This window comes from Paraburkholderia sediminicola (genome assembly GCF_046026895.1).
Taxonomy (GTDB): Bacteria; Pseudomonadota; Gammaproteobacteria; order Burkholderiales; family Burkholderiaceae; genus Paraburkholderia; species Paraburkholderia sediminicola_C.
Genome location: NZ_JAQQEU010000016.1, coordinates 19,350 through 40,304, shown reverse-complemented (window position 1 = coordinate 40,304; position 20,955 = coordinate 19,350). Strand labels below are relative to the sequence as shown.

General features: G+C 65.1%; 25 protein-coding genes and 1 tRNA gene. 12 read left to right on the top strand and 14 right to left on the bottom strand.

From position 1 onward, the window contains the following. Positions 1 to 42: 42 nt before the first annotated feature. The 3 genes from PQR02_RS13975 to ssuD are packed head-to-tail and all read right to left on the bottom strand — an operon-like array spanning position 43 to position 3,112. Positions 43 to 1,068, bottom strand: coding sequence for an ATP-binding cassette domain-containing protein (locus PQR02_RS13975; RefSeq protein WP_408231306.1), 1,026 nt, complete (start codon positions 1,066 to 1,068; stop codon positions 43 to 45). Then, complete coding sequence (gene ssuC, locus PQR02_RS13970; RefSeq protein ID WP_408231303.1) at positions 1,065 to 1,901, bottom strand: aliphatic sulfonate ABC transporter permease SsuC; 837 nt, start codon at positions 1,899 to 1,901, stop codon at positions 1,065 to 1,067. The genes PQR02_RS13975 and ssuC overlap by 4 nt, the downstream gene beginning before the upstream one ends. A 50-nt stretch (positions 1,902 to 1,951) precedes the next feature. Beyond that, positions 1,952 to 3,112, bottom strand: a complete 1,161-nt coding sequence (ssuD, locus tag PQR02_RS13965; protein ID WP_408231300.1) for an FMNH2-dependent alkanesulfonate monooxygenase — start codon at positions 3,110 to 3,112, stop codon at positions 1,952 to 1,954. Between the two features lie 71 nt (positions 3,113 to 3,183). Here ssuD and PQR02_RS13960 point away from each other — a divergent pair, with 71 nt between their 5' ends. Both PQR02_RS13960 and PQR02_RS13955 read left to right on the top strand, forming a co-directional pair. Then, a complete protein-coding gene (locus PQR02_RS13960; protein ID WP_408231297.1) occupies positions 3,184 to 3,465 on the top strand; it encodes a hypothetical protein in 282 nt (93 codons plus the stop codon). Between the two features lie 157 nt (positions 3,466 to 3,622). Continuing rightward, complete coding sequence (locus PQR02_RS13955) at positions 3,623 to 4,048, top strand: hypothetical protein (RefSeq protein ID WP_408231294.1); 426 nt, start codon at positions 3,623 to 3,625, stop codon at positions 4,046 to 4,048. A gap of 97 nt (positions 4,049 to 4,145) precedes the next feature. On the opposite strand, the gene PQR02_RS13950 is transcribed toward PQR02_RS13955, so the two are convergent. Continuing rightward, positions 4,146 to 5,282: an enoyl-CoA hydratase/isomerase family protein gene (locus tag PQR02_RS13950; RefSeq protein ID WP_408231291.1), complete on the bottom strand. Its 1,137-nt coding sequence runs from the start codon at positions 5,280 to 5,282 to the stop codon at positions 4,146 to 4,148. Between the two features lie 47 nt (positions 5,283 to 5,329). After that, positions 5,330 to 6,313: a TetR/AcrR family transcriptional regulator gene (locus PQR02_RS13945; protein ID WP_408231288.1), complete on the bottom strand. Its 984-nt coding sequence runs from the start codon at positions 6,311 to 6,313 to the stop codon at positions 5,330 to 5,332. A gap of 134 nt (positions 6,314 to 6,447) precedes the next feature. On the opposite strand from PQR02_RS13945, the gene PQR02_RS13940 reads away from it, so the two are divergent. Further along, positions 6,448 to 7,446 (top strand): NAD-dependent epimerase/dehydratase family protein, encoded by a 999-nt coding sequence (locus PQR02_RS13940; protein WP_408231285.1) that lies wholly within the window; start codon positions 6,448 to 6,450, stop codon positions 7,444 to 7,446. Positions 7,447 to 7,574: 128 nt separating this feature from the next. On the opposite strand, the gene PQR02_RS13935 is transcribed toward PQR02_RS13940, so the two are convergent. Next, positions 7,575 to 7,859 carry a DUF1488 family protein gene (locus PQR02_RS13935; RefSeq protein ID WP_408231562.1) on the bottom strand — a complete coding sequence of 95 codons (285 nt, stop codon included), beginning with the start codon at positions 7,857 to 7,859 and terminating at the stop codon, positions 7,575 to 7,577. Positions 7,860 to 8,026: 167 nt separating this feature from the next. Next, positions 8,027 to 8,296 (bottom strand): hypothetical protein, encoded by a 270-nt coding sequence (locus PQR02_RS13930; protein ID WP_408231282.1) that lies wholly within the window; start codon positions 8,294 to 8,296, stop codon positions 8,027 to 8,029. Positions 8,297 to 8,508: 212 nt separating this feature from the next. On the opposite strand from PQR02_RS13930, the gene PQR02_RS13925 reads away from it, so the two are divergent. After that, on the top strand, positions 8,509 to 8,700 hold the full coding sequence (locus tag PQR02_RS13925) for a hypothetical protein (protein WP_408231279.1): 192 nt from the start codon (positions 8,509 to 8,511) through the stop codon (positions 8,698 to 8,700). A gap of 66 nt (positions 8,701 to 8,766) precedes the next feature. After that, on the top strand, positions 8,767 to 9,147 hold the full coding sequence (locus tag PQR02_RS13920) for a hypothetical protein (protein WP_408231276.1): 381 nt from the start codon (positions 8,767 to 8,769) through the stop codon (positions 9,145 to 9,147). Between the two features lie 36 nt (positions 9,148 to 9,183). On the opposite strand, the gene PQR02_RS13915 is transcribed toward PQR02_RS13920, so the two are convergent. Together PQR02_RS13915 and PQR02_RS13910 are read right to left on the bottom strand one after the other, a co-directional pair. Then, on the bottom strand, positions 9,184 to 9,516 hold the full coding sequence (locus tag PQR02_RS13915) for a DMT family transporter (protein WP_408231559.1): 333 nt from the start codon (positions 9,514 to 9,516) through the stop codon (positions 9,184 to 9,186). Between the two features lie 10 nt (positions 9,517 to 9,526). Beyond that, a complete protein-coding gene (locus PQR02_RS13910) occupies positions 9,527 to 10,024 on the bottom strand; it encodes a heme-degrading domain-containing protein (protein WP_408231273.1) in 498 nt (165 codons plus the stop codon). Positions 10,025 to 10,322: 298 nt separating this feature from the next. Between PQR02_RS13910 and PQR02_RS13905 the strand changes: the two genes are divergently transcribed. From PQR02_RS13905 to PQR02_RS13875, 7 genes are all read left to right on the top strand, one after another. Continuing rightward, positions 10,323 to 10,399, top strand: a tRNA-Met gene (locus tag PQR02_RS13905). 732 nt (positions 10,400 to 11,131) lie between these two features. Next, positions 11,132 to 11,677, top strand: a complete 546-nt coding sequence (locus tag PQR02_RS13900) for an NUDIX hydrolase (RefSeq protein WP_408231270.1) — start codon at positions 11,132 to 11,134, stop codon at positions 11,675 to 11,677. A gap of 9 nt (positions 11,678 to 11,686) precedes the next feature. After that, positions 11,687 to 12,424: a leucyl/phenylalanyl-tRNA--protein transferase gene (aat, locus tag PQR02_RS13895; RefSeq protein WP_408231267.1), complete on the top strand. Its 738-nt coding sequence runs from the start codon at positions 11,687 to 11,689 to the stop codon at positions 12,422 to 12,424. A gap of 97 nt (positions 12,425 to 12,521) precedes the next feature. Then, positions 12,522 to 13,343 carry an arginyltransferase gene (locus tag PQR02_RS13890; protein ID WP_408231264.1) on the top strand — a complete coding sequence of 274 codons (822 nt, stop codon included), beginning with the start codon at positions 12,522 to 12,524 and terminating at the stop codon, positions 13,341 to 13,343. A 221-nt stretch (positions 13,344 to 13,564) separates the two neighbouring features. Next, a complete protein-coding gene (locus PQR02_RS13885) occupies positions 13,565 to 14,587 on the top strand; it encodes a quinone-dependent dihydroorotate dehydrogenase (RefSeq protein WP_408231261.1) in 1,023 nt (340 codons plus the stop codon). Between the two features lie 129 nt (positions 14,588 to 14,716). Beyond that, on the top strand, positions 14,717 to 15,511 hold the full coding sequence (locus PQR02_RS13880) for a cystine ABC transporter substrate-binding protein (RefSeq protein WP_408231258.1): 795 nt from the start codon (positions 14,717 to 14,719) through the stop codon (positions 15,509 to 15,511). Between the two features lie 206 nt (positions 15,512 to 15,717). Beyond that, positions 15,718 to 16,377 (top strand): amino acid ABC transporter permease, encoded by a 660-nt coding sequence (locus PQR02_RS13875; RefSeq protein WP_149675221.1) that lies wholly within the window; start codon positions 15,718 to 15,720, stop codon positions 16,375 to 16,377. A 45-nt stretch (positions 16,378 to 16,422) separates the two neighbouring features. On the opposite strand, the gene lepB is transcribed toward PQR02_RS13875, so the two are convergent. The 5 genes from lepB to PQR02_RS13850 all read right to left on the bottom strand — a co-directional run bounded on the left by lepB (position 16,423) and on the right by PQR02_RS13850 (position 20,879). After that, complete coding sequence (gene lepB / locus PQR02_RS13870) at positions 16,423 to 17,121, bottom strand: signal peptidase I (RefSeq protein ID WP_408231255.1); 699 nt, start codon at positions 17,119 to 17,121, stop codon at positions 16,423 to 16,425. Between the two features lie 129 nt (positions 17,122 to 17,250). Further along, positions 17,251 to 18,249: a Gfo/Idh/MocA family protein gene (locus PQR02_RS13865; RefSeq protein ID WP_408231252.1), complete on the bottom strand. Its 999-nt coding sequence runs from the start codon at positions 18,247 to 18,249 to the stop codon at positions 17,251 to 17,253. Positions 18,250 to 18,390: 141 nt separating this feature from the next. Continuing rightward, the gene (locus PQR02_RS13860) at positions 18,391 to 19,110 is read right to left on the bottom strand and encodes a FadR/GntR family transcriptional regulator (protein ID WP_408231249.1); all 720 of its coding nucleotides are present in this window, start codon (positions 19,108 to 19,110) and stop codon (positions 18,391 to 18,393) included. A gap of 191 nt (positions 19,111 to 19,301) precedes the next feature. After that, positions 19,302 to 19,769: a cupin domain-containing protein gene (locus PQR02_RS13855; protein WP_408231246.1), complete on the bottom strand. Its 468-nt coding sequence runs from the start codon at positions 19,767 to 19,769 to the stop codon at positions 19,302 to 19,304. Between the two features lie 33 nt (positions 19,770 to 19,802). Continuing rightward, positions 19,803 to 20,879, bottom strand: a complete 1,077-nt coding sequence (locus PQR02_RS13850) for a mannose-1-phosphate guanylyltransferase (RefSeq protein WP_408231243.1) — start codon at positions 20,877 to 20,879, stop codon at positions 19,803 to 19,805. Positions 20,880 to 20,955 lie beyond the last annotated feature (76 nt).

Sequence of the window (20,955 nt, the reverse complement as noted above, 5' to 3'; positions counted from 1 at the left end):
CGACTCCAGAGAAGCGGTTGAAAAACAGTCAGGCAAACAATGTCAGACGGCCCAGCGGACGTCTGTCGGCCGCGCGAGGCGCCCTTCGTCACGCGCGTCGAACGCACGCGGGGACAGCGCCGTGTCGTTCGGCGCGGTCTTCAGCACGCGTTGCAACACGTGTTCTTCCAGCGCGGCGAAGCCCGCCGACGCCCGCTTGCGCGGACGCTCGATCGGCACCGGCTGATCGAGCGCGATACGCCCTTCTTCGACCAGCAGAATCCGGTCGCCGAGCGCCACGGCTTCATGCACGTCGTGCGTGACGAGCAGCGCAGTGAAGCGATGCTCACGCCACAACCGTTCGATCAATGCGTGCATTTCGATTCGCGTCAACGCGTCGAGCGCGCCGAGCGGCTCATCGAGCAGCAGCAATTGCGGACGATGCACGAGCGCCCGCGCCAACGCCACACGCTGACGCTGACCGCCGGAAAGCTGCGCCGGCCAATCGTTGGCGCGTTCGAGCAGCCCGACTTCGGCGAGCACGGCGCGCGCCTCTTCCCGGGCACTGCGGCCAAGGCCGAGCATCACGTTGTGCAGCACGGTCTTCCACGGCAGCAGCCGCGCGTCCTGAAACATGATGCGGGTGTCGAGCGGGCCGCCGTCCGCGGTGCGCTTTTCGAGCACGCCCGAGTTGGCCTTTTCGAGTCCGGCGATGAGCCGCAGCAAGGTCGACTTCCCGCAGCCGCTGCGCCCGACGATCGCGACGAAACTGCCGCGCCCGATCGACAGATCGAAACCGGACAACACCGTACGTTCGCCGTACTGCTTGCCGACTCCGCGCAATTGCACCGCGTAATCGGCCGCGTCGCCGCCCGCGCGTTGCGCGTCGCTGCGCGCGAACGTGTGGTCCTGCCGGCGCGCGTCGTGCCGCGAAGCGGCGCGTTGCGCCGCGTGCGCCGCTTCGCCCTGCTCGAAGTCCGCGGCTTGGGCCGCGTCGTGATCGACGCTGCGCGCCTGCGCCGCCGGTTCAGCCTCCAGATCGCGGCCCGCGACCACGCCGAACGACGCCGGCAATGTCGTTGCGCTCATGTTTTCGCTCCACGTTGATAAGCCGGATGCCAGCGCAGCGACACGCGCTCCAGGCCCTTCGCGAACACGTCGGCGAGCTTGCCGAGCGCCGCGTACAGCAGAATGCCGACCACCACCACATCCGTCTGCAGGAATTCGCGTGCGTTCATCGTCATGTAGCCGATGCCCGATTGCGCTGAAATGGTTTCGGCGACGATCAGCGTGACCCACATCAGCCCGAACGCGAAGCGCACGCCGACGAGAATCGACGGCAACGCGCCGGGCAAAATCACGTGCCGGTAGAGCGCGAAACCCTTCACGCCATAACTGCGCGCCATTTCGATCAGGTTGGCGTCCACGGAACGGATGCCGTGGAACGTGTTCACGTAGATCGGGAAGAACACGCCCAGCGCGACCAGAAACACCTTCGCCTGCTCCTCGATGCCGAACCACAGGATCACGAGCGGAATCATCGCCAGTGCCGGGATGTTGCGGACCATCTGCACGGTTGAATCGAGCGCGATTTCGGCGGGCTTGAACAGACCCGTCGCGAGCCCGAGCACGAGTCCGATACCGCCGCCGAGCGCGAACCCGGACACCGCGCGCCACGTGCTGACCTTCACGTCCGCCCACATTTCGCCGGACTGGATCAGCGACCACGCCGCCTTCACGACCGCGAGCGGTTCGGGCAGCACGCGCGTCGACAGCACGCCGCTGCGCGCGGCGAATTCCCACGCCAGCAGAATCGCGAGCGGCGCGAGCCACGGCGCGAGATGCGCGCCGATCCGGCGCAGCGCGCTCGCTGCGGCGCTCGCGTCGACATCGCCGTGCGCATTCACAGTGGATGGAGTCATGATTGCTTTCCTGATTGCCCGTCGATTACCCGGACTGCGCTGCGCATCACTCAACTCGCGCTCGTCGCCTTCGGCAGATACTCGTTGCCGATGATCTCGCCGAACGGCCCCGACAGCGGTCCGTTCGAAACCTTGCTGCGCCGGTTCGGCAGCAGCGGAAACACCAGCTCGGCGAAGCGATACGACTCTTCGAGATGCGGATAGCCGGACAGGATGAAGGTGTCGATGCCGAGCTCGGCGTACTCCTTCATGCGCGCGGCCACCTGTTCGGGATGGCCGACCAGCGCCGTGCCCGCGCCGCCGCGCACGAGCCCCACGCCCGCCCACAGGTTCGGATAGACCTCGAGCTCGGCGCGCCCGCCGCGCTTGCCGCCGTGCAGCGCGGCCATGCGGCGCTGCCCTTCGGAATCCGTCTTCGAGAACGACGCTTGCGCGCGCGCGACGGTTTCGTCGTCGAGCTTGCTGATCAGCTTGTCGGCCGCGGCCCATGCTTCATCTTCGGTCTCGCGCACGATCACGTGCAGGCGAATGCCGAACTTGATCTGTCGGCCGTGCTCTGCTGCGCGTGCGCGAATATCGGCCACCTTCTTCGCCACCGCCTCGGGTGGCTCGCCCCACGTGAGGTACGTGTCGATGTGCTCGCCCGCCAGGTCATGCGCGGCCGGCGACGATCCGCCGAACCATAGCGGCGGATGCGGCTTCTGCACCGGCGGATACAGCACCTTGCCGCCCTTCGAGGCGAGATGCTTGCCGCTGAATTCGATCGCGTCTTTGGTGTGCGACGCGCTGAGCTGCTTGCGCCAGATGTGCAGGAATTCGTCGGTGATTTCGTAGCGCGTGTCGTGATCGACGAACACGCCGTCGCCGCCCAACTCGGTCACGTCGCCGCCCGTCACGACGTTGATCAGCAAGCGTCCATTCGACAACCGGTCGAACGTGGCGGCCATCCGCGCGGCGAGGCCCGGCGACGCAATGCCCGGACGGATCGCCACCAGAAATTTCAGGCGTCGGGTCACGCCAATCAGGCTCGATGCGACGACCCATGCGTCTTCGCACGAACGGCCGGTCGGCAGCAGCACGCCTTCGTAGCCGAGGGTATCGGCGGCGACGGCGATCTGCTGGAAGTAGTCGTAATCGGCTGCGCGTGCGCCTTGGGACGTACCGAGATAGCGGCTATCGCCGTGAGTCGGAATGAACCAGAACACATTCATTTGCGGCTCCTGCTGGTGCGAAACTGAATTGACGAAAGACGCTGCATGAAAGCGCTGCGCATGCGCCGGCCGTGCGCATCCAGCCGGCGCGCGGCCGGACGATGCAACGTCAAAGTGGCTTGAGAAAAACGAGCGCCGCCGGCGCGGGCTACGGTCGACAGCGCAAGCACCGGCGCGCGTGCGCCCGGCGGCGGGTGAAGATCGGCATCAGGCAGGACATCGCGACGGCTTCCCTCGATCAGAACGGGCGCGTGACGCGCTCGATTAAATGGGCGACGGCGACGAACGCCGTCTGCATGGAGAAACAGTCTATGGATCGGGCCGCGGCTTTTGAACGATTTTTTTTAGCTTAGGTTTTCCACTTTCGTGATTAGCCCGACGCTAAAGCATACGGGTGTTGCGCGTTGTGCACGCGGGAAACAGGGTGCCCCTAGATATAATGGCGCACGTTTCCAACAACCCGGTACAGGCTACGCGAATCACGCCGCCTGTATTTTCGCGGTGCAATGCATGCAAAAACTCATCCTGCCTTTTTTCGCCGGTTTTCTGGCATCCCTGTTCTTTCACGAATCGACGCTGGCACTGATCCACGCAGCCGGCATGATCGAATCTACTGGTTTTTCTACTGCGCCGTTTTTACCGCTCGGGCTGCCTGAGTTCATCGCGAATGCGATCTGGAGCGCGGTCTGGGCCGTGCTGATGGCATGGCTGCTGCGCGTAGCGCCGCACCGCCGCGCGCCGTGGGTGGAAGCTTTCGTGTTCGGCGGCATCGTGCTGACCGCCGCGAGCGTGTTCGTGATCGACCCGTTGCGCGGCATCTGGCCGAGCGGCAACATGCTGCCGCGCCTCTCGGTGGGTTTCGCGGCCAACGCGATGTGGGGCTGGGGCGCGCTGGTGTTCATGCGCGCGTTCATGGCAAGCGAAGAGGAAGAATGAGCGGGTTTGCAACTTTACCCGCTTTGCCTCAGGCCTGATTGCGAACTCATTGCCGGCAGCGCCGCCGGCATGAGCGCTTTTGCTTCAGTCGCGCTACTCAACCCCGCAGATCGCGCAACGGGTGTTCGTTCGCCGGCCACGGGCTTTCGAACATCTTCTCGACCTCGGCCGCGTTCACGTCCTCGATGCGCGCGAAACGCCAGCGCGGCGCATTGTCCTTATCGATGATGCGCGCGCGAATACCTTCGATCGTATCGCCGATCGCGAAGCTCGAACGCGTCAGATCGAGATCGCGCCGCAGCACCTCCACCATCGAGCCCTCGGCACGCGTCACCACTTCCAGCGACACGGCCATCGACAGCGGCGAGCGTTCGCGCAACACCGCGATGGTCTGCTCGGCCCATTCCGCCGCGTCGCCCGCATGTGCGCGCTCGCCTTCGAGCGAGGCGAGAATGCGCGCCATGTCCGGCAGCGCGAAGTGCCGGTCGATCAACACACGGGAGTTCGCCAGCGGCGAAGCCTCGGGCTGCGGCACGACGTGATGCGCGAGCGCCTCGCGCGCGACGCAGGCGACCACGTCCGCGCCGCGTTCGAACAGTTCGCTGCGCAAGGTATCGACCAGCGCGGGCAACGCCGAGTCGTCGATATAGACGTCGGCCAGCCCGGCGTAGAGCGCATCGGCTGCGCCGATCGCCTCGCCCGTTACCGCCAGATAGCGGCCGAGCGCGCCGGGCGTGCGGGCCAGAAACCAGCTCGCGCCGACATCGGGAAAGAGTCCGATGCGCGTTTCGGGCATCGCCATCTTCGTCGACCCGGTGACCACGCGCAGGCCGCCGGTGCGATGCGCGCCCTGCGAAATGCCCATGCCGCCGCCCATTACGACGCCGTTCATCAACGCGATATACGGCTTCGGATAGGTGAAGATCGCATGATTGAGGCTGTACTCCTCGGTGAAGAACTCATCGCGCGCTTCGTGCTCGCCGCGTTGCGCCGACTCGTACAGAAAGCGGATGTCACCGCCCGCGCAGAACGCGCGCGCATGCTGGCTGCGCACCACGACGGCCAGCACATCGGGATTTTCACGCCACTGATCGAGCGCCGCATGCATCGCGCGAATCATGCCGGTCGATAGCGCGTTGAGCGCCTTCGGCCGCTCCAGTTCGATGAAGCCGATGCGGTTGGCTACGTAAGTCGCGACTTCGTCGCTGACGGCGGGCGAGGTGGAAATGGACATGGAGAGCTAGACGCGACGGCGTTGAGTAGAAATGGACTTGAACGTTATCACGTGGTCGTGGATCTGCGTTTTGCGCCGGCGCTGAGGGGCTTTTTGGGCAACGCCTCCGCTGATCTGGCGTGCGGTGGTCGCGTCGGCGGGTGGTTCTCCGGCTCATCGGGCGATTCGAGTTGTGAGGCCTGTGCGGCGCGGTCGGCAGCAGACTTTTTCTTGCGCGCACCCGCGGCGCTGGCGACGTTGCGAGGTGGCGCGGTGCGTCGGTTAGCCTGTTGTGGTGTGGCTTCTGGCACACCCAGCCACGCATCGAGTGCGACCCCCACCAGCGTGTCGAGCGGCGCAGTTGGAAACACCGGACACGTGAGATTCAGTGCGACGATGCCATGCAGCGTTGCCCATAACGCCTCGGCCCACACGGTCGCATCCATCGACGCCGGCAAGCGTCCCGCTGCGCGAAGCTCTTCGAGCGCGGCGAGCATGATGTGCATGGCGGCGGCGCCGGGATCTTCGGCGGGGGCGACTGTTGCGAAGTTCGCTGCCGGATCGGCCGATATCGCCGCCGTGGCGGACGCCGTCGTGTCCACCACGGAGTCCGTTGCCGCGCTCGCCGCATCTTGGTCCGTGAGGGCGCCGGCTTGCCCCGCATCTGACACACCCGCCGCCCCGCCCAACGCCGCGCCGGTATAACTCGGATCCTCCATGAAGATCAGCCGATACGTTTGCGGATGCGCCACGCCGAACGCCACATACGCGCGCCCGAGTGCCTTGAGCCGTTCAGCCGGATCGGCGATCCCCACAAGCGGCACGAAGGTCGCCAGCAATTGCGCATAGCCTTCCGCGCACAACGCCCGCGCGATTTCGTCGCGGCTCGCGAAATGCAGGTACAGCGTGGCCGGTGAATATTCGATGGCTTCGGCAATCTTGCGCATGGACAGCGCGGCGAAGCCTTCATGCACCACGATGCGCCGCGCGGCATCGAGGATGCGTTCGCGCAGTGCCTGTTTCTGGCGTTTTTTACGTTCGATAATTCCCATGCGAAGCATTCTCGGCTTGACAAACTGAAAAGTCAATTTAAACTGAACACCGTTCACTGAACGTCGTTCACTAATTCTTCAGTCGTCAGTCAAGGTCACCAGAGCGCGACGCGGCGCTCTTTCAAGGAGTTGCCGTGGAAACGTCAGGAAAAGTAGGTTTATTCGGCGCCGCGGGCGCGGCCGGCCAGAGCATTGCGGCGGCACTGAGCGCAGCGGGCCGTGATTACCGGGTGGTCGGCCGCTCGCGCGAGCCGCTCGAGGCCGCCTTCGGCCACGATCCGCGCGCGGAAATCGTCACATGGAATCCCGACGATCCCGCGTCGGTCCGCGCGGCGTCGGCCGGCTTGCAGACCGTAATCTATCTGGTCGGCGTGCCCTACGATCAGTTCGCCAAGCATCCCCCGCTGATGGAGAAAACGCTCGCAGGCGTCGTGGCAGCGGGCGTCGAGCGCTTCATTCTGATCGGCACGGTGTATCCGTACGGCCGCGCGCGCGGCAATCCCGTCAGCGAGAATCATCCGCGTGAGCCGCACACGTTCAAAGGCCGGATGCGGCTCGCCCAGGAAAATCTCGTCCTCGCCGCACATGGCCGCAACGGCCTGTCGACGCTGGTCCTGCGCCTGCCCGACTTCTATGGGCCCAGGATAGAGCGCAGTCTGCTGAATGGCGTGTTCGAGGGCGCCGCAACCGCAAAGCGCGCACAGCTGGTCGGCCCGGTGGACGTGCCGCACGAATTCATCTACCTGCCGGATGCCGGGCCGGTGGTCGAGAAGCTCACGCGCACGCCCGAAGCGTATGGGCGCTGGTGGCACCTCGCCGGCGCGGGCACGCTCACGCAACGCGAAGTGGCGACGCAGGCCTACGCGCTGGCGGGCCTCGAACCGAAGCTGATGGTGGCCGGCAAGACCCTGTTGCGCGTGCTCGGCCTGTTCAATCCATTGATGCGCGAACTGGTGGAGATGAACTACCTGATGACCGAGCCGCTCGTGCTCGACGATTCCGCGCTCACGCAGTTGCTTGGTCCGATCGCCAAAACGCCGTATGAGGAAGGGATCCGGCATTGTTTCGAAGCCGCGCGCGACGCGGCATCGGCTCGCGGCACCACCGGGTGTAGCGCCGCGAAAACGGCTTGAACGAGGGCTCGCGGTTCGCGGACGTGGGCGAACGATCTTCGCAAACCACGCGGTTCGATGGGACTTTATCGCCGCCGCACACTTGTGCACGCGTGCGCCAGCCGACGATCAGCACTAGCGGACCCAACCTACCCCGCCACCTTGCCGGGCGGAAAGTGCCCGCTTTTCAGCAGCACAGGCGTACCGTTGCTGATCTGCAAGTGCTCACGCGCCACCGCCTCGATGCGGGTGCGCCCGGCGTCGAACGCGCGCAGCCAACCTTCACGGTCCTCGGAGTAGGCGCCGAAGTGATCTTCGAGCGCTTCCACCGAGATCGCGCACGGCACCGGCTCGCCGTCCACCAGCGCGGGGAAGACAATGGTCAGATTGGAACCGCGGTAAGCAGGCGCGTCCGCGGGAAACCGTATTTCCATGGTCGCCTCATCAGAAGGTTCGTGCAGGAGAGCGGCGCCGGCGAGAGCCGTCAAGCCCGCCGCCGTCGCCCCCGCTATGGTACTCGCGCGTCCGGACCGCGGTCCAGCGCGCGAGCTGCTTTCGTCAGCGCATTCGGCGGGGGATTCGGGTGGGTTGCGCATCGCCATCAGCGCCCGCCCAGCAGACGATCGACATAATCGCGCGCCGCCTGTTCGACGAACAGCAGCGCCTCCTCTTCATTGCCGAAGCGCTGCTCGCCGCCGAGATCGAGCAAGGTTTCGATCCGGTGCGGATCGTCCGGGCCTTGTTCGGCGAGGCTTACCGATCCGACATAGGTGCCGCCCGCGGCGGCATCCGGCGCGTCGATTGCCGGCACGAGGCGCGCGGCGGCGCTGATGTAGTAGCCGCGATAGGGGCCGCTGACCCGTTCAGCCATGGTCATTCTCCTCATTGCGATGGATGGTCGCCCGCATGCAGTCGCGGCGAACCACAAGTCAGTAAGGCGCCGCGCACGCGGATAAGTTCTGCCCGACGCTCCGCGCACGACATCCAGCGGATTGCACTTGCGTCGGCCGCGCCGGTCGAACGCGGTGACCGGCACGGTCCGTGCTGCCGCAACACGCCATTTTCGAGACCCGCGAGCGCAATATGGGAAAATATTTTCTGCAGAACCACGCACTGCCCGAGCCGGATGCGGCCAACGTGTGGTTCGAGTACGCCGAAAGCCACGGCATCGACATTCCGAAAGCCATCAGCCTCTGGGAAGACGCGGCCAGCGAAAGCGGCGCGGAAAGCCGCCGCCTGGTCGGCGCGGCGGGCATCACGATCGAAACACCCTAGCCTTCGGTGCGCACCTCACGCGCGAACGGCAAGCTTCCATCTATCAATCTGAAAGGAACTATCACGATGCATATCATGACGCGAACGCGCCGCCCTGGCCCTTTGCGCTCCGGCGCCGCGCTTGCCCTGGTCCGCAGAATGGGCCTGTCGGCCGCCCTGCCCGCTGCCGTGCTGCTGGGCGCGGGCCTCGCCGGCTGCGCATCGTCGAACACCACGTCGTTGATCAACCTGCCGAACGGCCAGACCGGCTTCGCGGTGAATTGCAGCGGCGCCGACGCCGCGTCCAGCTGGGCTTCCTGCTACGTGCAGGCCGGCAAAGCATGCGGCGCGACCGGCTATGAAATCGTGTCGAAAGATAACGACGAAGGCGGCACGGCGGGCGGCAGCGTCACCAACGTCGTATCGGCCAACGTGAAAAACCGCTCGATGATCGTGCGCTGCAAGTGAGCCTGCGCAAAGCGCATGGCATGGCTGAACGCCGGGTCAATGCGCCTGCATCTTCGAAAAGATGTTCAACACGGCGACGCCGGCCACGATCAGTCCAAGTCCGATGATCGCGGGCACGTCCGGCACCTGGCGGTAGAGCACCAGCGCGACCAGCGTGATCAGCACGATGCCCGCGCCGGACCACACCGCGTAGACGATGCCGACCGGAATGCTCCTGAGCGTCAGCGACAGGCAATAGAACGCGACGCCGTAGCCAGGCACGACAACCGCTGAGGGAAGCAGTCTCGAGAAACCGTCCGACGCCCGCATCGCCGAGGTCGCAATCACTTCGGCGACGATGGCCATTGCGAGCAATGCATAGGGAGGCACCCGCACCGGCTCAGGCCTTTGCGAGCGCGAGCTTGCCGTAGTCGTGACCGAGATGCGCGCACAGCGCCTCCACCACCAGCTCATGATCGGCGCGCTGCGGCAGGCCGGACACCGTGATCGACCCGATCACGCCCGCGCTGGCCACCGTCAGCGGGAACGCGCCGCCGTGCGACGCGTATTCCGTGGCGGGCAGGCCGTGCTTGTCGGCGAGCGTGCTGCCCGCCTGCTGCATCTTCAGGCCGATCGCATATGAACTGCGGCGGAAATGCGCGACCGTGTTGCCCTTGCGACGCGCCCAATCGACGTTGTCGGGCGTCGCGCCGCCGAGCAGACTGAAGAACAGCGGCTGACCGAAGGTGCGAATGTCGATGGCTGCGGCGATGCCGCGCGCCTTGGCGATCTCGTGAAGATAGGCGCCGATTTGCCAGGCACGGTCGGCGTCGAATTGAGGGAACACCAGCGCTTGTTCCTGAGCGGCAATGACCTGTAGGTCGTGAGCGATATCCATGGGGGTTCAGAGCAAGGTAAGAGTTTGGGCGCCCGCCCTTGTCCGTTGTGACTGCGTTGGCGGCGAGCGTGAAGAGAACCTGAATTCTAGCGCAGCGTCTGATAGCGGCCTTGGCGTTTGCCTTCGCGTTAGGCTATGCGAAGTCGGCCGATGCTGTTAATCCACGCCGCCGGTTCGGAGTTTGGAATCTGGATTGCCGCGCGCGGCTTACCGCGCCCCCTGGGCGCGATGTGAAGCCGATTCTTAAATAAGTATTGCATCGGCGTCGGCGTTGTTCTATAATCTTTTCTTCGACGGACGCGGGGTGGAGCAGTCTGGCAGCTCGTCGGGCTCATAACCCGAAGGTCGTAGGTTCAAATCCTACCCCCGCAACCAACCATCAAAGGCTTACAACGCATTGGCGTGTAAGCCTTTTTTGTTTTGTGTGTCCGTGTAACAGTCCTGTAGCCGGTAACGCAACGAGACAGCCGCAACGAGACAGCCCGCAGCGCGCTCGCATGTTGCACTTTCTAAGTTCTCCTACGGAGACCGCCACGTAATTCTCGTTTTCGTGACGCAGTTTTGCGCCGACTGACTGCGCTAATTCCCGCGAATGATCGCTCGTGCCGCTCCGTTCTTCGCAGCGCGCACTACGAGCGTCGATGGACCGTCCCGAAACTGCTTCGACTCAGAAGCCGCGCCTCGCTACTGATCCCCGATCATCCTGTATTGCGTCGCGCCTGATTGCCGAGGCATCAATGACCCTACGACGATGCCCTGTTTTCCGGAGGCACGTGGCTTCACTCAGTGCAGCGAGCGGCGAAGCGAAACATCTGATAACGCGCGTCCGCCCCCCATGCAGATTGCCGACCCTGAGTCGATTCGCACCGGATTCGTCCTGCGATACAGGCTCGTATCAGGTAGATAGCTCGTCGCCCTTGCGGGCCACGAACCGCTCGTCGTAGCGCATAGTGGTTGATGCGCTGCTGACCCGTCGAGCGCATCGTGCACTACCCCGCCGAACCCGAGCCACCAGCACGCATCCAGGCTCGTCCCAGTCGAGCACACAGCGAGTCTTCCCATCCGCCCCGGTGATAAACTCCCATCACCCCTTCTCGTCCCCATCCTATGAAATTCTGTTCTGTCTGCGGTCAAGGCGTCAGTCTGAGCATTCCGCCGGGCGACAACCGCGAGCGCTTCGTATGCGGCAGTTGCGGCACGGTGCACTATCAGAATCCGCGCAACGTCGTCGGCACCGTCCCGGTGTGGGACGACAAGGTGCTGCTGTGCCGTCGCGCGATCGAACCGCGCTACGGCTACTGGACGCTGCCCGCGGGCTTCATGGAAATGGGTGAAACGACAGCCGAGGCCGCATCGCGCGAAACGCTGGAAGAAGCCGGCGCGCGCGTCGAGGTGCAAAACCTCTTCTCGCTGCTGAACGTGCCGCACGTGCATCAGGTGCATCTGTTCTACATGGCGCGGCTGCTCGATCTCGAGATCGCCGCCGGCGAGGAAAGTCTCGAAGTCAAGCTCTTCGACGAACACGAGATTCCGTGGGACGAGATCGCCTTCCCCACCGTCGGCCAGACACTGCGCTTCTTTCTCGCCGACCGCGCCGCCGGCAGCTTCGGCCTGCACACGGGCGACATCTTCCGCTCGCTGCGCGAAGGCTGAGCGGCGCGCATGGTTCCCTGGCTCGGAACTGATGATCCGTTCCCACCCGTCGAGCGCGCGCTCGGCGCGGCCAGCGGCGCGCCCGGCCTGCTCGCGGCGAGCGGCGACCTGCTGCCGTCACGGCTGGTCGACGCCTATCGGCGCGGCATCTTTCCGTGGTATTCGGACGGCCAGCCGGTCTTGTGGTGGAGTCCCGATCCGCGCATGATCCTGTGCCCCGCGGAATTCAAACTGTCGCCGTCGCTGCGCAAGACGCTCAAGCGCGTGCTGCGCGACGACGCCTGGGAAATCCGCGTCGACGATGATTTCGCCGCCGTGATGCGCGCGTGCGCACAAGCGCCGCGACGCGGACAGCGCGGCACATGGATCACCGCGGACGTCGTCGAAGCCTATTCGTCGCTGCATCGGCTGGGCGATGCGCATAGCATCGAAAGCTGGTTCGAGGGCAAGCGCGTAGGCGGTTTGTATGGCGTGTCGTTCGGCAAGATGTTCTTCGGCGAATCGATGTTCGCGCACGCCACCGACGCGTCGAAAATCGCGCTGGCCGCGCTGGTCGGCCACTTGCGCCGCCACAAAATAGAAATGATAGACTGCCAGCAGAACACGTCGCATCTGGCGTCGCTGGGCGGCCGCGAGATCGCGCGCAAGGCGTTCATCGCGCATGTTCGCGCGTCGGTCGACGCACCGCCCATTCCATGGCGCTTCGACAAAACCGCGTTGCTCGAGGTCCTCGCGCGGGCGGCGTAGGAAGAATCAGGCCGAATCCGGATCCACCGAGCCGCGGGTCGCGAGCCGCAAGGCATGCCGGGTTCGCATTACCAGAGACGCTTCGAGAGCTGCCAACGTGACTCATCCTAACGAGCTGCCTCTATCTCCGCTTTCAGCGCTGCAATTTTATGCAACGGCGCCCTATCCCTGCAGTTACCTGGATGGCCGCATCGCGCGTTCGCAAGTCGCCACACCCAGTCACCTGATCAACTCCGATGTCTACACCGACCTCGTCAAGGCGGGCTTCCGGCGCTCGGGCGTATTCACATACCGCCCGTATTGCGACGGCTGCCGCGCGTGCGTGCCGGTGCGCGTGCCGGTCGACCAGTTCGAGCCGAACCGCACGCAGCGGCGTGTGTGGAAGAAACACGGTGAACTGATCGCCACCGTCGCGCCGCTGCATTACGACGAAGAGCACTACGCGCTCTACATGCGGTATCAATCGGCGCGGCATGCGGGCGGCGGCATGGACCGCGACAGCCGCGACCAGTACGAACAGTTCCTGCTGCAAAGCCGGATCAATTCACGCCTCGTCGAATTCCGCGAGCCGTTGCCGGACCGGCCGAACGCGCCCGGCATCCTGCGCATGATCAGCATGATCGACATTCTCGGCGACGGACTCTCGTCCGTGTACACGTTCTTCGAGCCCGGGCTCGCGCACACCAGTTTCGGCACCTACAACATCTACTGGCAGATCGAACAGGCGCGCAGCCTGAAGCTGCCGTACGTGTATCTCGGCTACTGGATTCGCGAGAGTTCGAAGATGGCGTACAAGGCGAATTTCCGCCCGCTCGAAGGCTTGATCGACGGCGCGTGGCAAGTGCTCGATCCGACAAACGCGGACCTGCCGCCGGTCGATCTGGCGATTCACGGCAAGCGCGGGCCACTCAGGCCATAAGCGCAGCGCGCACTGCGGCTCGTGAGAGCCGCCGTCTTCCACAAGCGCGCAAGCAGGCCGGCACTCGCGCGACGCTCGCCCCGGCACCCCATGCGCCGACGCGCGGTTTTCAATCCCATGCCAGGTGCGGGCGCTTCCGAATGCGCCGATGTGTCTCATTAACGTATCAAAGCCGGTAAAATAGCGGGTTCCCATTTTCCGGCCGCCCGGCTTCGTCCCCCGTGTTCAGTTCCCTCTACCCGCTCGTACGCGCCCAACTCTTTCGCATGGACGCGGAAGACGCTCATCACCTGACCTTGCGGATGCTCGGCGCCGCCGGCCGCACAGGCCTCGCGGGCATGCTCGCGCCGCACGTGCCGGACGCGCCGCGCACCGTGATGGGGCTGACGTTCCGCAACCCGGTCGGGCTCGCGGCGGGGCTCGACAAGGACGGCGCCTGCATCGACGGCCTGGCCGCGCTCGGTTTCGGCTTCATCGAGGTGGGCACCGTGACGCCGCGGGCGCAGCCGGGCAATCCGCGCCCGCGCATGTTCCGTCTGCCGCAGGCCAACGCGGTGATCAACCGGATGGGCTTCAACAACGCGGGTGTCGACCAGTTCGTGCAGAACGTGCAGGCGGCGCGCTATCGCGGCATTCTCGGGCTGAACATCGGCAAGAACGCCGACACGCCGATCGAGCGCGCCGCCGAAGACTACCTGTACTGCCTTGAACGCGTGTACCCGTTCGCGAGCTACGTGACGGTCAACATCTCGTCGCCGAACACCAGGAATTTGCGCCAGCTGCAAGGCGCGGGCGAACTCGACGCGCTGCTCGCCGCGCTCAAGGACAAGCAGCAGCGTCTGGCCGACCTGCATGGCAAGCTGGTGCCGCTCGCGCTGAAAATCGCGCCGGACCTCGACGGCGAACAGATCAAGTCGATCGCCGACACCCTGTTGCGCCACCAGTTCGAAGGCGTGATCGCCACCAACACCACGCTGTCGCGCACGGCCGTCGCCGGCATGCAGCACGGCGACGAAGCCGGCGGCCTGTCCGGCAAACCGGTGTTCGACGCGTCGAACGAGGTGATCCGCAAGCTGCGCGCCGAAGTCGGCGAGACGGTGCCGATCATCGGCGTCGGCGGTATTTTCTCGGGCGACGATGCGCGCGCGAAGCTGGCGGCGGGCGCGTCGCTGGTGCAGCTCTATACCGGCTTTATCTACCGCGGACCGGCACTGGTGGCAGAATGCGCGCAGGCGCTGCGCTAAGCCGCAGGCCCACCGGCGCTGCGCCGCAGCGCCCGATAATATAGACATAAACAAACGGTATTTAGGTTCGATAGCCTGTTTTGCTAAGCTCTCGTCCGTTAAAACGCCATACGAACAACAAGGAACACGATGAAATTTGGCCTGCTGAAAAAGCTTCTGGTCGCCGGTCTGATCGGCGCGTCGTTCACCGCCGTCGCCGCGCACGCGGAAGACCTGCTCGACCAGGTCAAGCAGCGCGGCACGCTGCGCATCGGCCTGGAGGGCACCTTCCCGCCGTTCAATTCGAAAGCGCCGTCGGGCGAACTGGTCGGCTACGACGTCGACATCGCCAAGGCCGTCGCGGCCAAACTCGGCGTGAAGCCGGAGTTCGTCACGACCGAGTGGAGCGGCATCATCGCCGGCCTGCAGGCGGGCAAGTTCGACGTGATCGTCAACCAGGTCGGCATCACCGACGCGCGCAAGCAGGCGCTCGACTTCTCGCCGGCCTACACGTACTCGGCCGCGCAGCTGATCCAGCGCAAGGACGACTCGCGCCAGTTCAACTCGCTCGAGGATCTGAAGGGCAAGAAGCTCGGCGTCGGTCTGGGCACCAACTACATGGACATGGCGAAGTCGGTGCCGGGCATCGACGTGAAGACGTATCCGGGCGCGCCCGAATATCTGCGCGACCTGGCCGCCGGCCGCCTGGATGCGGCGCTCAACGACCGCCTGATGCTCGCGTACCTGTTGAAGAACTCGCAGTTGCCGCTGCGCACGGGCGCGATGGTCGGCGCGGGCAACCCGTCGGGCATTCCGTTCAGGAAGGGCAATCCGAAGTTCGCGAAGGCGATCGACGACGCGATGACCCAGCTCGAAGCCGACGGCACGTTCTCGAAGATCTCGGACAAGTGGTTCGGCATCGACGTCAGCAAACCGATCAAGTAACACGCGCGGGGTGAAACGAAGGGCGGCATCGTCGGCGATGCCGCCCTTCGTGTTTTTGCGGCGTTGACCGGGCCTCGCCGGCTACACCGCGCCCTGTGCCTGATGATTTCCCGACGCCCGCACCGTCGTTTCACCGCACACAGTCGCGCCGTACCGCCCGCCAAAGTTTATGATGTGCGCTTTGTGCGCCAACCAGACCACCGCTCATGTCCACCACTTCCCTGCTCGTCCAATCGCTTCCTGTGCTCGCGCAGGGTGCCGTCCTGACGGTCAAGTTCGCGGTTCTGTCGATGATCTTCGGCCTGATCGGCGGCGCCGTGCTCGCGCTGATGGGCATCAGCCACAGTCGGCCGCTGAACTGGATCGCCCGCATTTACGTGAGCGTGATGCGCGGCACGCCGCTGCTGGTCCAGATCTTCGTGATCTACTACGGCCTGCCGAGCTTCGGCATCTCGCTCGATCCGACGCCGGCCGGAGTGATCGCGTTGTCGGCGAACGTCGCGGCGTATCTGTCGGAGAGCATGCGTGGGGCGATCCTCGGGATTCCCCCGGGCCAGTGGCTGGCCGCCTATAGCCTCGGCCTGTCGCGCCGCCAGACGCTGCGCTACGTGGTCGCGCCGCAGGCGTTGCGCATCGCCGTGCCGAGTCTGTCGAACAGCCTGATCAGCCTGATCAAGGACACCTCGCTGGTGTCGGTGATCACGGTGACCGAGCTGCTGCGCAGCGCACAGGAAATGATCGCGTCGACCTATCAGCCGCTGCCGCTCTATCTGGCCGCGGCCGCGGTGTACTGGGTGCTGTGCCAGGTGCTCGAATGGGCGCAGCGCTGGTACGAACGGCGCCTCGCGCTGCCGTCGCGTCATTGAGCGCTACAGGGAACCCGCAGCGCCCTGCACAGCGGCTCGCGGTGCCTAACGGCCGGCGAGCGTTGCCGCCGCATCCAGCGGCGCGCCGAAGCGCTCGAACCGCGGCTTGTCGTGATGCTGCGGATCGAGCGAGTATGCGACGCGCCGCGTGCGGCCCATCAACTCCTCGCGCGGAAAGAAACCAAAGTAGCGCGAATCGGCGCTGTCGTCGCGATTGTCGCCGAGCATCAGATACTCGCCTTGAGGCACCACGACCGGGCCGAACGAATCACGCGGGCTGGGCGCGTCCGGCGCGAGCCGCACCGAATGCACGACGCCGTCGAAGCGCTCGGTCAGATAATCGCCGCGAGACAGCGCGTCGCCCGGCAGCGGCGCGAGTTTCTGCGGCTGGTAGGCGGCACGCACGCCGTTCACATACAGCACGTTGTCGCGCATCGCGACGCTGTCGCCGGGCAAGCCGATCAGGCGCTTGACGATCAGCTCGTGCGCGGCCGACGAATCGATCGTGACGATGTCGCCACGCCTCGGATCATGCAGATGGGCGATCGCGATATGGGTGAGCGGCACGCGCAGATCGTAGGCCATCTTGTCGACCAGGATGCGGTCGCCTTCGCGGATGGTCGGCAGCATCGATCCGCTCGGCACGACGTTCCAGTCGGCTACGGCGCTGCGAAACAGCACCATCAGGAAGAGAAACGCGACGAGGCTCTTGTTGTCGCGCCACAGTCTTTTGAGCATGCGCATGACGGGCGGCTCCGGTGGAAAGGTTCAGAAGCGGCGGGCGGGCGCTGCGTTTTCACGTTCACCTTCGCATTCGCGGGCCCGCGCGAATCGTATCACTGCGCCTCCCAGCCCCGCACGTTCAGCCGCTTCTCACTCGCCCGCGAACTTCAGCCCCAACGCCGCGCGCGCCGCATCGGCCATCGCGATCATCTGCAAGGATTTGCTGTGCGGCATGAGCGGGCTCTCCAGGCGTCCCGCGCGAATCAGCTCGCAGAAGTGCGCAGTCTCGTAGTTCAGGCCGCCGCCCGCGAACGGCTCGTCGAGTTCCACCACGCGCCCGTCGCCGTAACGGATCGTAGCGCGCGACGGGTTCCACCACGGCTCGTGAATCGTCACGTGGCCGCCTTTTGCCATCAGCAATGCATCGCCTTTGCCATGCAGATCGAGTCCGCAAAAAAGCTGCGCAATGCCGCGCTCGTGCTGGCTGTTCAGACTCGCGAACGTATCGACGCCGGTCGCCCCGAGCCGCCCCAGGGTCTGCACTTCGCGCGGCGCGCCGAGCCAGTCCACCGCGAGGAACATCTCGTAGATGCCGATATCGAGCAGCGCGCCGCCCGCATGGTCGAACGATAGCGACGGGTGATCGTCCGGCACGCCCGGCACCGAACAGCCCGCGCGCACGAGACCCACGTCGCCGATCGGGTCGGCCGCGAGATGCCCGCGCAATTTTTGGTAGAGGGGATAGAACGGCGGCTTCATCGCTTCCATGAAGAGCCGTTGCGCGTCACGCGCGGTGTCGAGCACGCGCTCGAGTTGCGGCCGGTTGATGGTGGCGGGCTTTTCGCACAACACGTGCAAGCCGGCTTGCAGCGCGGCGATCGCATAGTCGGCGTGACTATCCTGGACGGTGGCGATATAGAGCGCGTCGATCCCGCTCCTGAGCAGCGTGTCGAAATTCGCGCACGCCTCGCCGCCGAATTCTTCGGCAAAAGCCTGCGCCGGTTCCGCGCGGCGCGACCACAGCGCGGCGAGTCGCGCTTGCGGCACATGGGCGAGTCCCTGGGCAAAGCGGCGGGCGATCCGGCCCGCGCCGACGATCCCCCAGCGAATCACGTCGACCGGGGGCGTTTCCTGCGTTGCGATTGTCATCGTTTCTTCGAGTCCTTGCGGTTCAGACGAGGCGCTATTGTCGCGCATGCCGAACGTGGACGCGAACCGGCGCTCGCGCCAGGCTTCAGGCGCTGTCTCGCAAGACAAACGATGATGGGCAGGCCGCCTGCGCGGCTGCGTTCAGACGTGCGTGGGCGGCTCCGCTGAAAATTTGCCGCCGACTTCTTCGGCCGAGAAGTCGATCATCGCCAGCGCGGCGATTTCCGCTTCTTTCGGGTCGCGCCGTTCGATCGCTTCGAGTACGCGTTGATGAGAGCTCACCGCCGTTTCCCACAAGCCGTTCTTGTCGGTGACGAGGGGATTGACGGTCGATAGCGCGCCGCGAACGATCGCCGCCATCTGCTTGAAAAACTGATTGCCGCTCGCCACCACGATGCGGGTATGGAACAGCTCGTCGGCTTCCTGATAGGCGGGCTCCCCTGGACGAATCACGCGAAACGCGTCGAACGCCTCGCGGATCGCGGCGATGTCGGCGGCACTGCCGCGCGCGGCCGCTTGTGCCGACGCGCGCGGCTCGATCAGCATGCGGAATTCGATCACGTCGCGCAGAAACAGGGGATCGGGTTTCGCGCGAAAACGCCAGTTCACGACGTCCTCGTCGATCATGCGCCAGTCGCTCATCGAACGGATGCGCGTGCCGATCTTCGGCCGCACGTCCAGCATGTCGCGCGCGAGCAGCATCGACAGCGCCTCGCGCATCACGGTGCGGCTGACGTTGAACTCCTTGGACAGCACGTCCTGCGGCGGCAGTATCGCGCCGTACTTCTCTTCGACGATGCCGGTGACGAGTCCGTCCATCACTTTGCTCACCAGCGATCGCTCTTTGTTTGTCTGTTCCATGGCACTCTCCCCGAAGCGGTGTTTTCCCCGCGTTGCGTGTTGATCGAGCGGCCCTTGCGTGTCGTTTTTTTTTGTGCGCGACTATGCATTCACGATACGTTGCTAGCTTCAAAACAGTTGCGCCAGTTGGGACACTTCCTGACAGGGTTATCCCTCTGAAGATTTGTTTCTTCTATGTAACGCTGGACGTTTTAAAGGGCCTTATGCTTGCGTCTCAAGCGTGCCTGCGTTGCCGGATCTGCATAGTGCGAATACGCACGTAATGGGATCGAATTGTCTGATTTTCCGGCACTCACGGTTGCACACTGGCGGAATACGCCAGGTGATACAAGACAAATCGGAGCGATGGAGGGCGTGCGGTGTATACCGCTGTATATCCGGGAGCAGCGCGACCTGTGGCCGCCGCGCCTGACCGGCGCCGTGCCGCGCACCACCGTCCAGCGTTCGGCGCAAGAACGATGCATCCGCAACGATAGACGCTCGCCCGGCTTCACGACGATGCGCGTCACCTGGAAACGCTCGCCACGTTCGAGCGAATCGCAAAAGCCACGCAGCCACCCGAGCTTGCGATGCGTCTGCGCTTGAATGCCGCGCTCCGCCTTAGCCGGGCCCACGATCACCTTGGCGTCCTGCACGCGATCCTTCGCGGCGAGCGGCAACGCGCCGGCGCGTCTCCACCATCACCACGCCGCTCACGCCGACACACGCGACGCGCCGTCCCTCCAGATGCGCGAAGCCATCACTTCCACGTGGCCACCCGCGACGTTGCCGGCGTCATCCTTGACGGACGCGTCCCACAACGGGTTCGCGCCCACGTCCGACCAGCCCGCGATCAGCGGCACCGTCACGCCGACCAGACGCGCGTCGGTCGCGATGCGCTCCATCACCGCATAGTCGATCGAATCAGACGGACACGCGGCGCACGCATCGCACGCGAGATGCAGCGCGCCGTCGCTATCCTCCGTGGCATGCCTGAATGCGTCCGCGCACGCCGCCGCGATCACGGGACGGCACAGCCCGATCGCCGACAGCCACACCGACGCGCGCACCACGAATATGCCGCTGGTCCACCAGTAGTCGCCGGAAGCGACATAGCGTTCTGCGAGTTCGCCGTCGGGTTTCTCGACGAAGCGTACGATCGCGCGCGCGCCCCGCGTGCCGAGCGTCGTGCCTGTGCGGATATAGCCATACGCTGTCGCCGCGCGCCGCGGAGGCACCCCGAAGGTGACGATCGCGCCGCGCACCGCATGCGTGAGCGCCTCCGCCAGCGCCACGCCGAACGCCTCATGATCGGCGACCGCATGATCGGCCGGCACCGCGACGATGACCGGATCGTCGTCGCCGGCGCCTGCAGCGCGTGCGGCGAGCGCAGCCACCGTCAGTGCGGGCGCGGTGTTGCGCGGCTGCGGCTCGAGCACCACGCGCACCTGGCGTCCACACTGTGCGAGGCGCTCGCGCGTTTGCAGCCGCAATGCTTCGCAGCAGACCACCAGCGGCGCGGCCGCCGCGAACCGACCGGTCGGCGGCATGCTGTGCGCCGCCACGGCGAGCGCGTCATCGAGACGGCTCAGTGTCGCTTCGAGCACCGATGCGTCGCTGATCGGGCCGATCAACTGCTTCGGGCTTCGCTCACGCGACAACGGCCAGAGCCGCGTGCCCGCGCCACCCGCGAGAATCGCCGGCTGTACCGACAAACGCGCAAACGTCTGCGTGACACCCGTGCCCACGCTCAGGTCGAGCGAATTGCCTGGTTCTACGATGCGATTCATCAGCGCTTCCCGTCAGTGTTCGGTCTGGTCTCGTTGGTCGCCCCGTTGGTCGTTTTATGTTTGATATCGGTGATAC

Coding starts and splice junctions, on each gene's coding strand:
- PQR02_RS13865 (WP_408231252.1), bottom strand. CDS start 18,249: ATGACAATCGCAACGCAGGAAACGCCCCCGGTCGACGTGATTCGCTGG.
- PQR02_RS13955 (WP_408231294.1), top strand. CDS start 3,623: ATGCAAAAACTCATCCTGCCTTTTTTCGCCGGTTTTCTGGCATCCCTG.
- PQR02_RS13975 (WP_408231306.1), bottom strand. CDS start 1,068: ATGAGCGCAACGACATTGCCGGCGTCGTTCGGCGTGGTCGCGGGCCGC.
- PQR02_RS13850 (WP_408231243.1), bottom strand. CDS start 20,879: ATGAATCGCATCGTAGAACCAGGCAATTCGCTCGACCTGAGCGTGGGC.
- aat (WP_408231267.1), top strand. CDS start 11,687: ATGGTTCCCTGGCTCGGAACTGATGATCCGTTCCCACCCGTCGAGCGC.
- PQR02_RS13925 (WP_408231279.1), top strand. CDS start 8,509: ATGGGAAAATATTTTCTGCAGAACCACGCACTGCCCGAGCCGGATGCG.
- PQR02_RS13935 (WP_408231562.1), bottom strand. CDS start 7,859: ATGGAAATACGGTTTCCCGCGGACGCGCCTGCTTACCGCGGTTCCAAT.
- PQR02_RS13930 (WP_408231282.1), bottom strand. CDS start 8,296: ATGGCTGAACGGGTCAGCGGCCCCTATCGCGGCTACTACATCAGCGCC.
- PQR02_RS13860 (WP_408231249.1), bottom strand. CDS start 19,110: ATGGAACAGACAAACAAAGAGCGATCGCTGGTGAGCAAAGTGATGGAC.
- PQR02_RS13945 (WP_408231288.1), bottom strand. CDS start 6,313: ATGGGAATTATCGAACGTAAAAAACGCCAGAAACAGGCACTGCGCGAA.
- ssuD (WP_408231300.1), bottom strand. CDS start 3,112: ATGAATGTGTTCTGGTTCATTCCGACTCACGGCGATAGCCGCTATCTC.
- PQR02_RS13900 (WP_408231270.1), top strand. CDS start 11,132: ATGAAATTCTGTTCTGTCTGCGGTCAAGGCGTCAGTCTGAGCATTCCG.
- PQR02_RS13950 (WP_408231291.1), bottom strand. CDS start 5,282: ATGTCCATTTCCACCTCGCCCGCCGTCAGCGACGAAGTCGCGACTTAC.
- lepB (WP_408231255.1), bottom strand. CDS start 17,121: ATGCGCATGCTCAAAAGACTGTGGCGCGACAACAAGAGCCTCGTCGCG.
- PQR02_RS13920 (WP_408231276.1), top strand. CDS start 8,767: ATGCATATCATGACGCGAACGCGCCGCCCTGGCCCTTTGCGCTCCGGC.
- PQR02_RS13875 (WP_149675221.1), top strand. CDS start 15,718: ATGTCCACCACTTCCCTGCTCGTCCAATCGCTTCCTGTGCTCGCGCAG.
- ssuC (WP_408231303.1), bottom strand. CDS start 1,901: ATGACTCCATCCACTGTGAATGCGCACGGCGATGTCGACGCGAGCGCC.
- PQR02_RS13910 (WP_408231273.1), bottom strand. CDS start 10,024: ATGGATATCGCTCACGACCTACAGGTCATTGCCGCTCAGGAACAAGCG.
- PQR02_RS13880 (WP_408231258.1), top strand. CDS start 14,717: ATGAAATTTGGCCTGCTGAAAAAGCTTCTGGTCGCCGGTCTGATCGGC.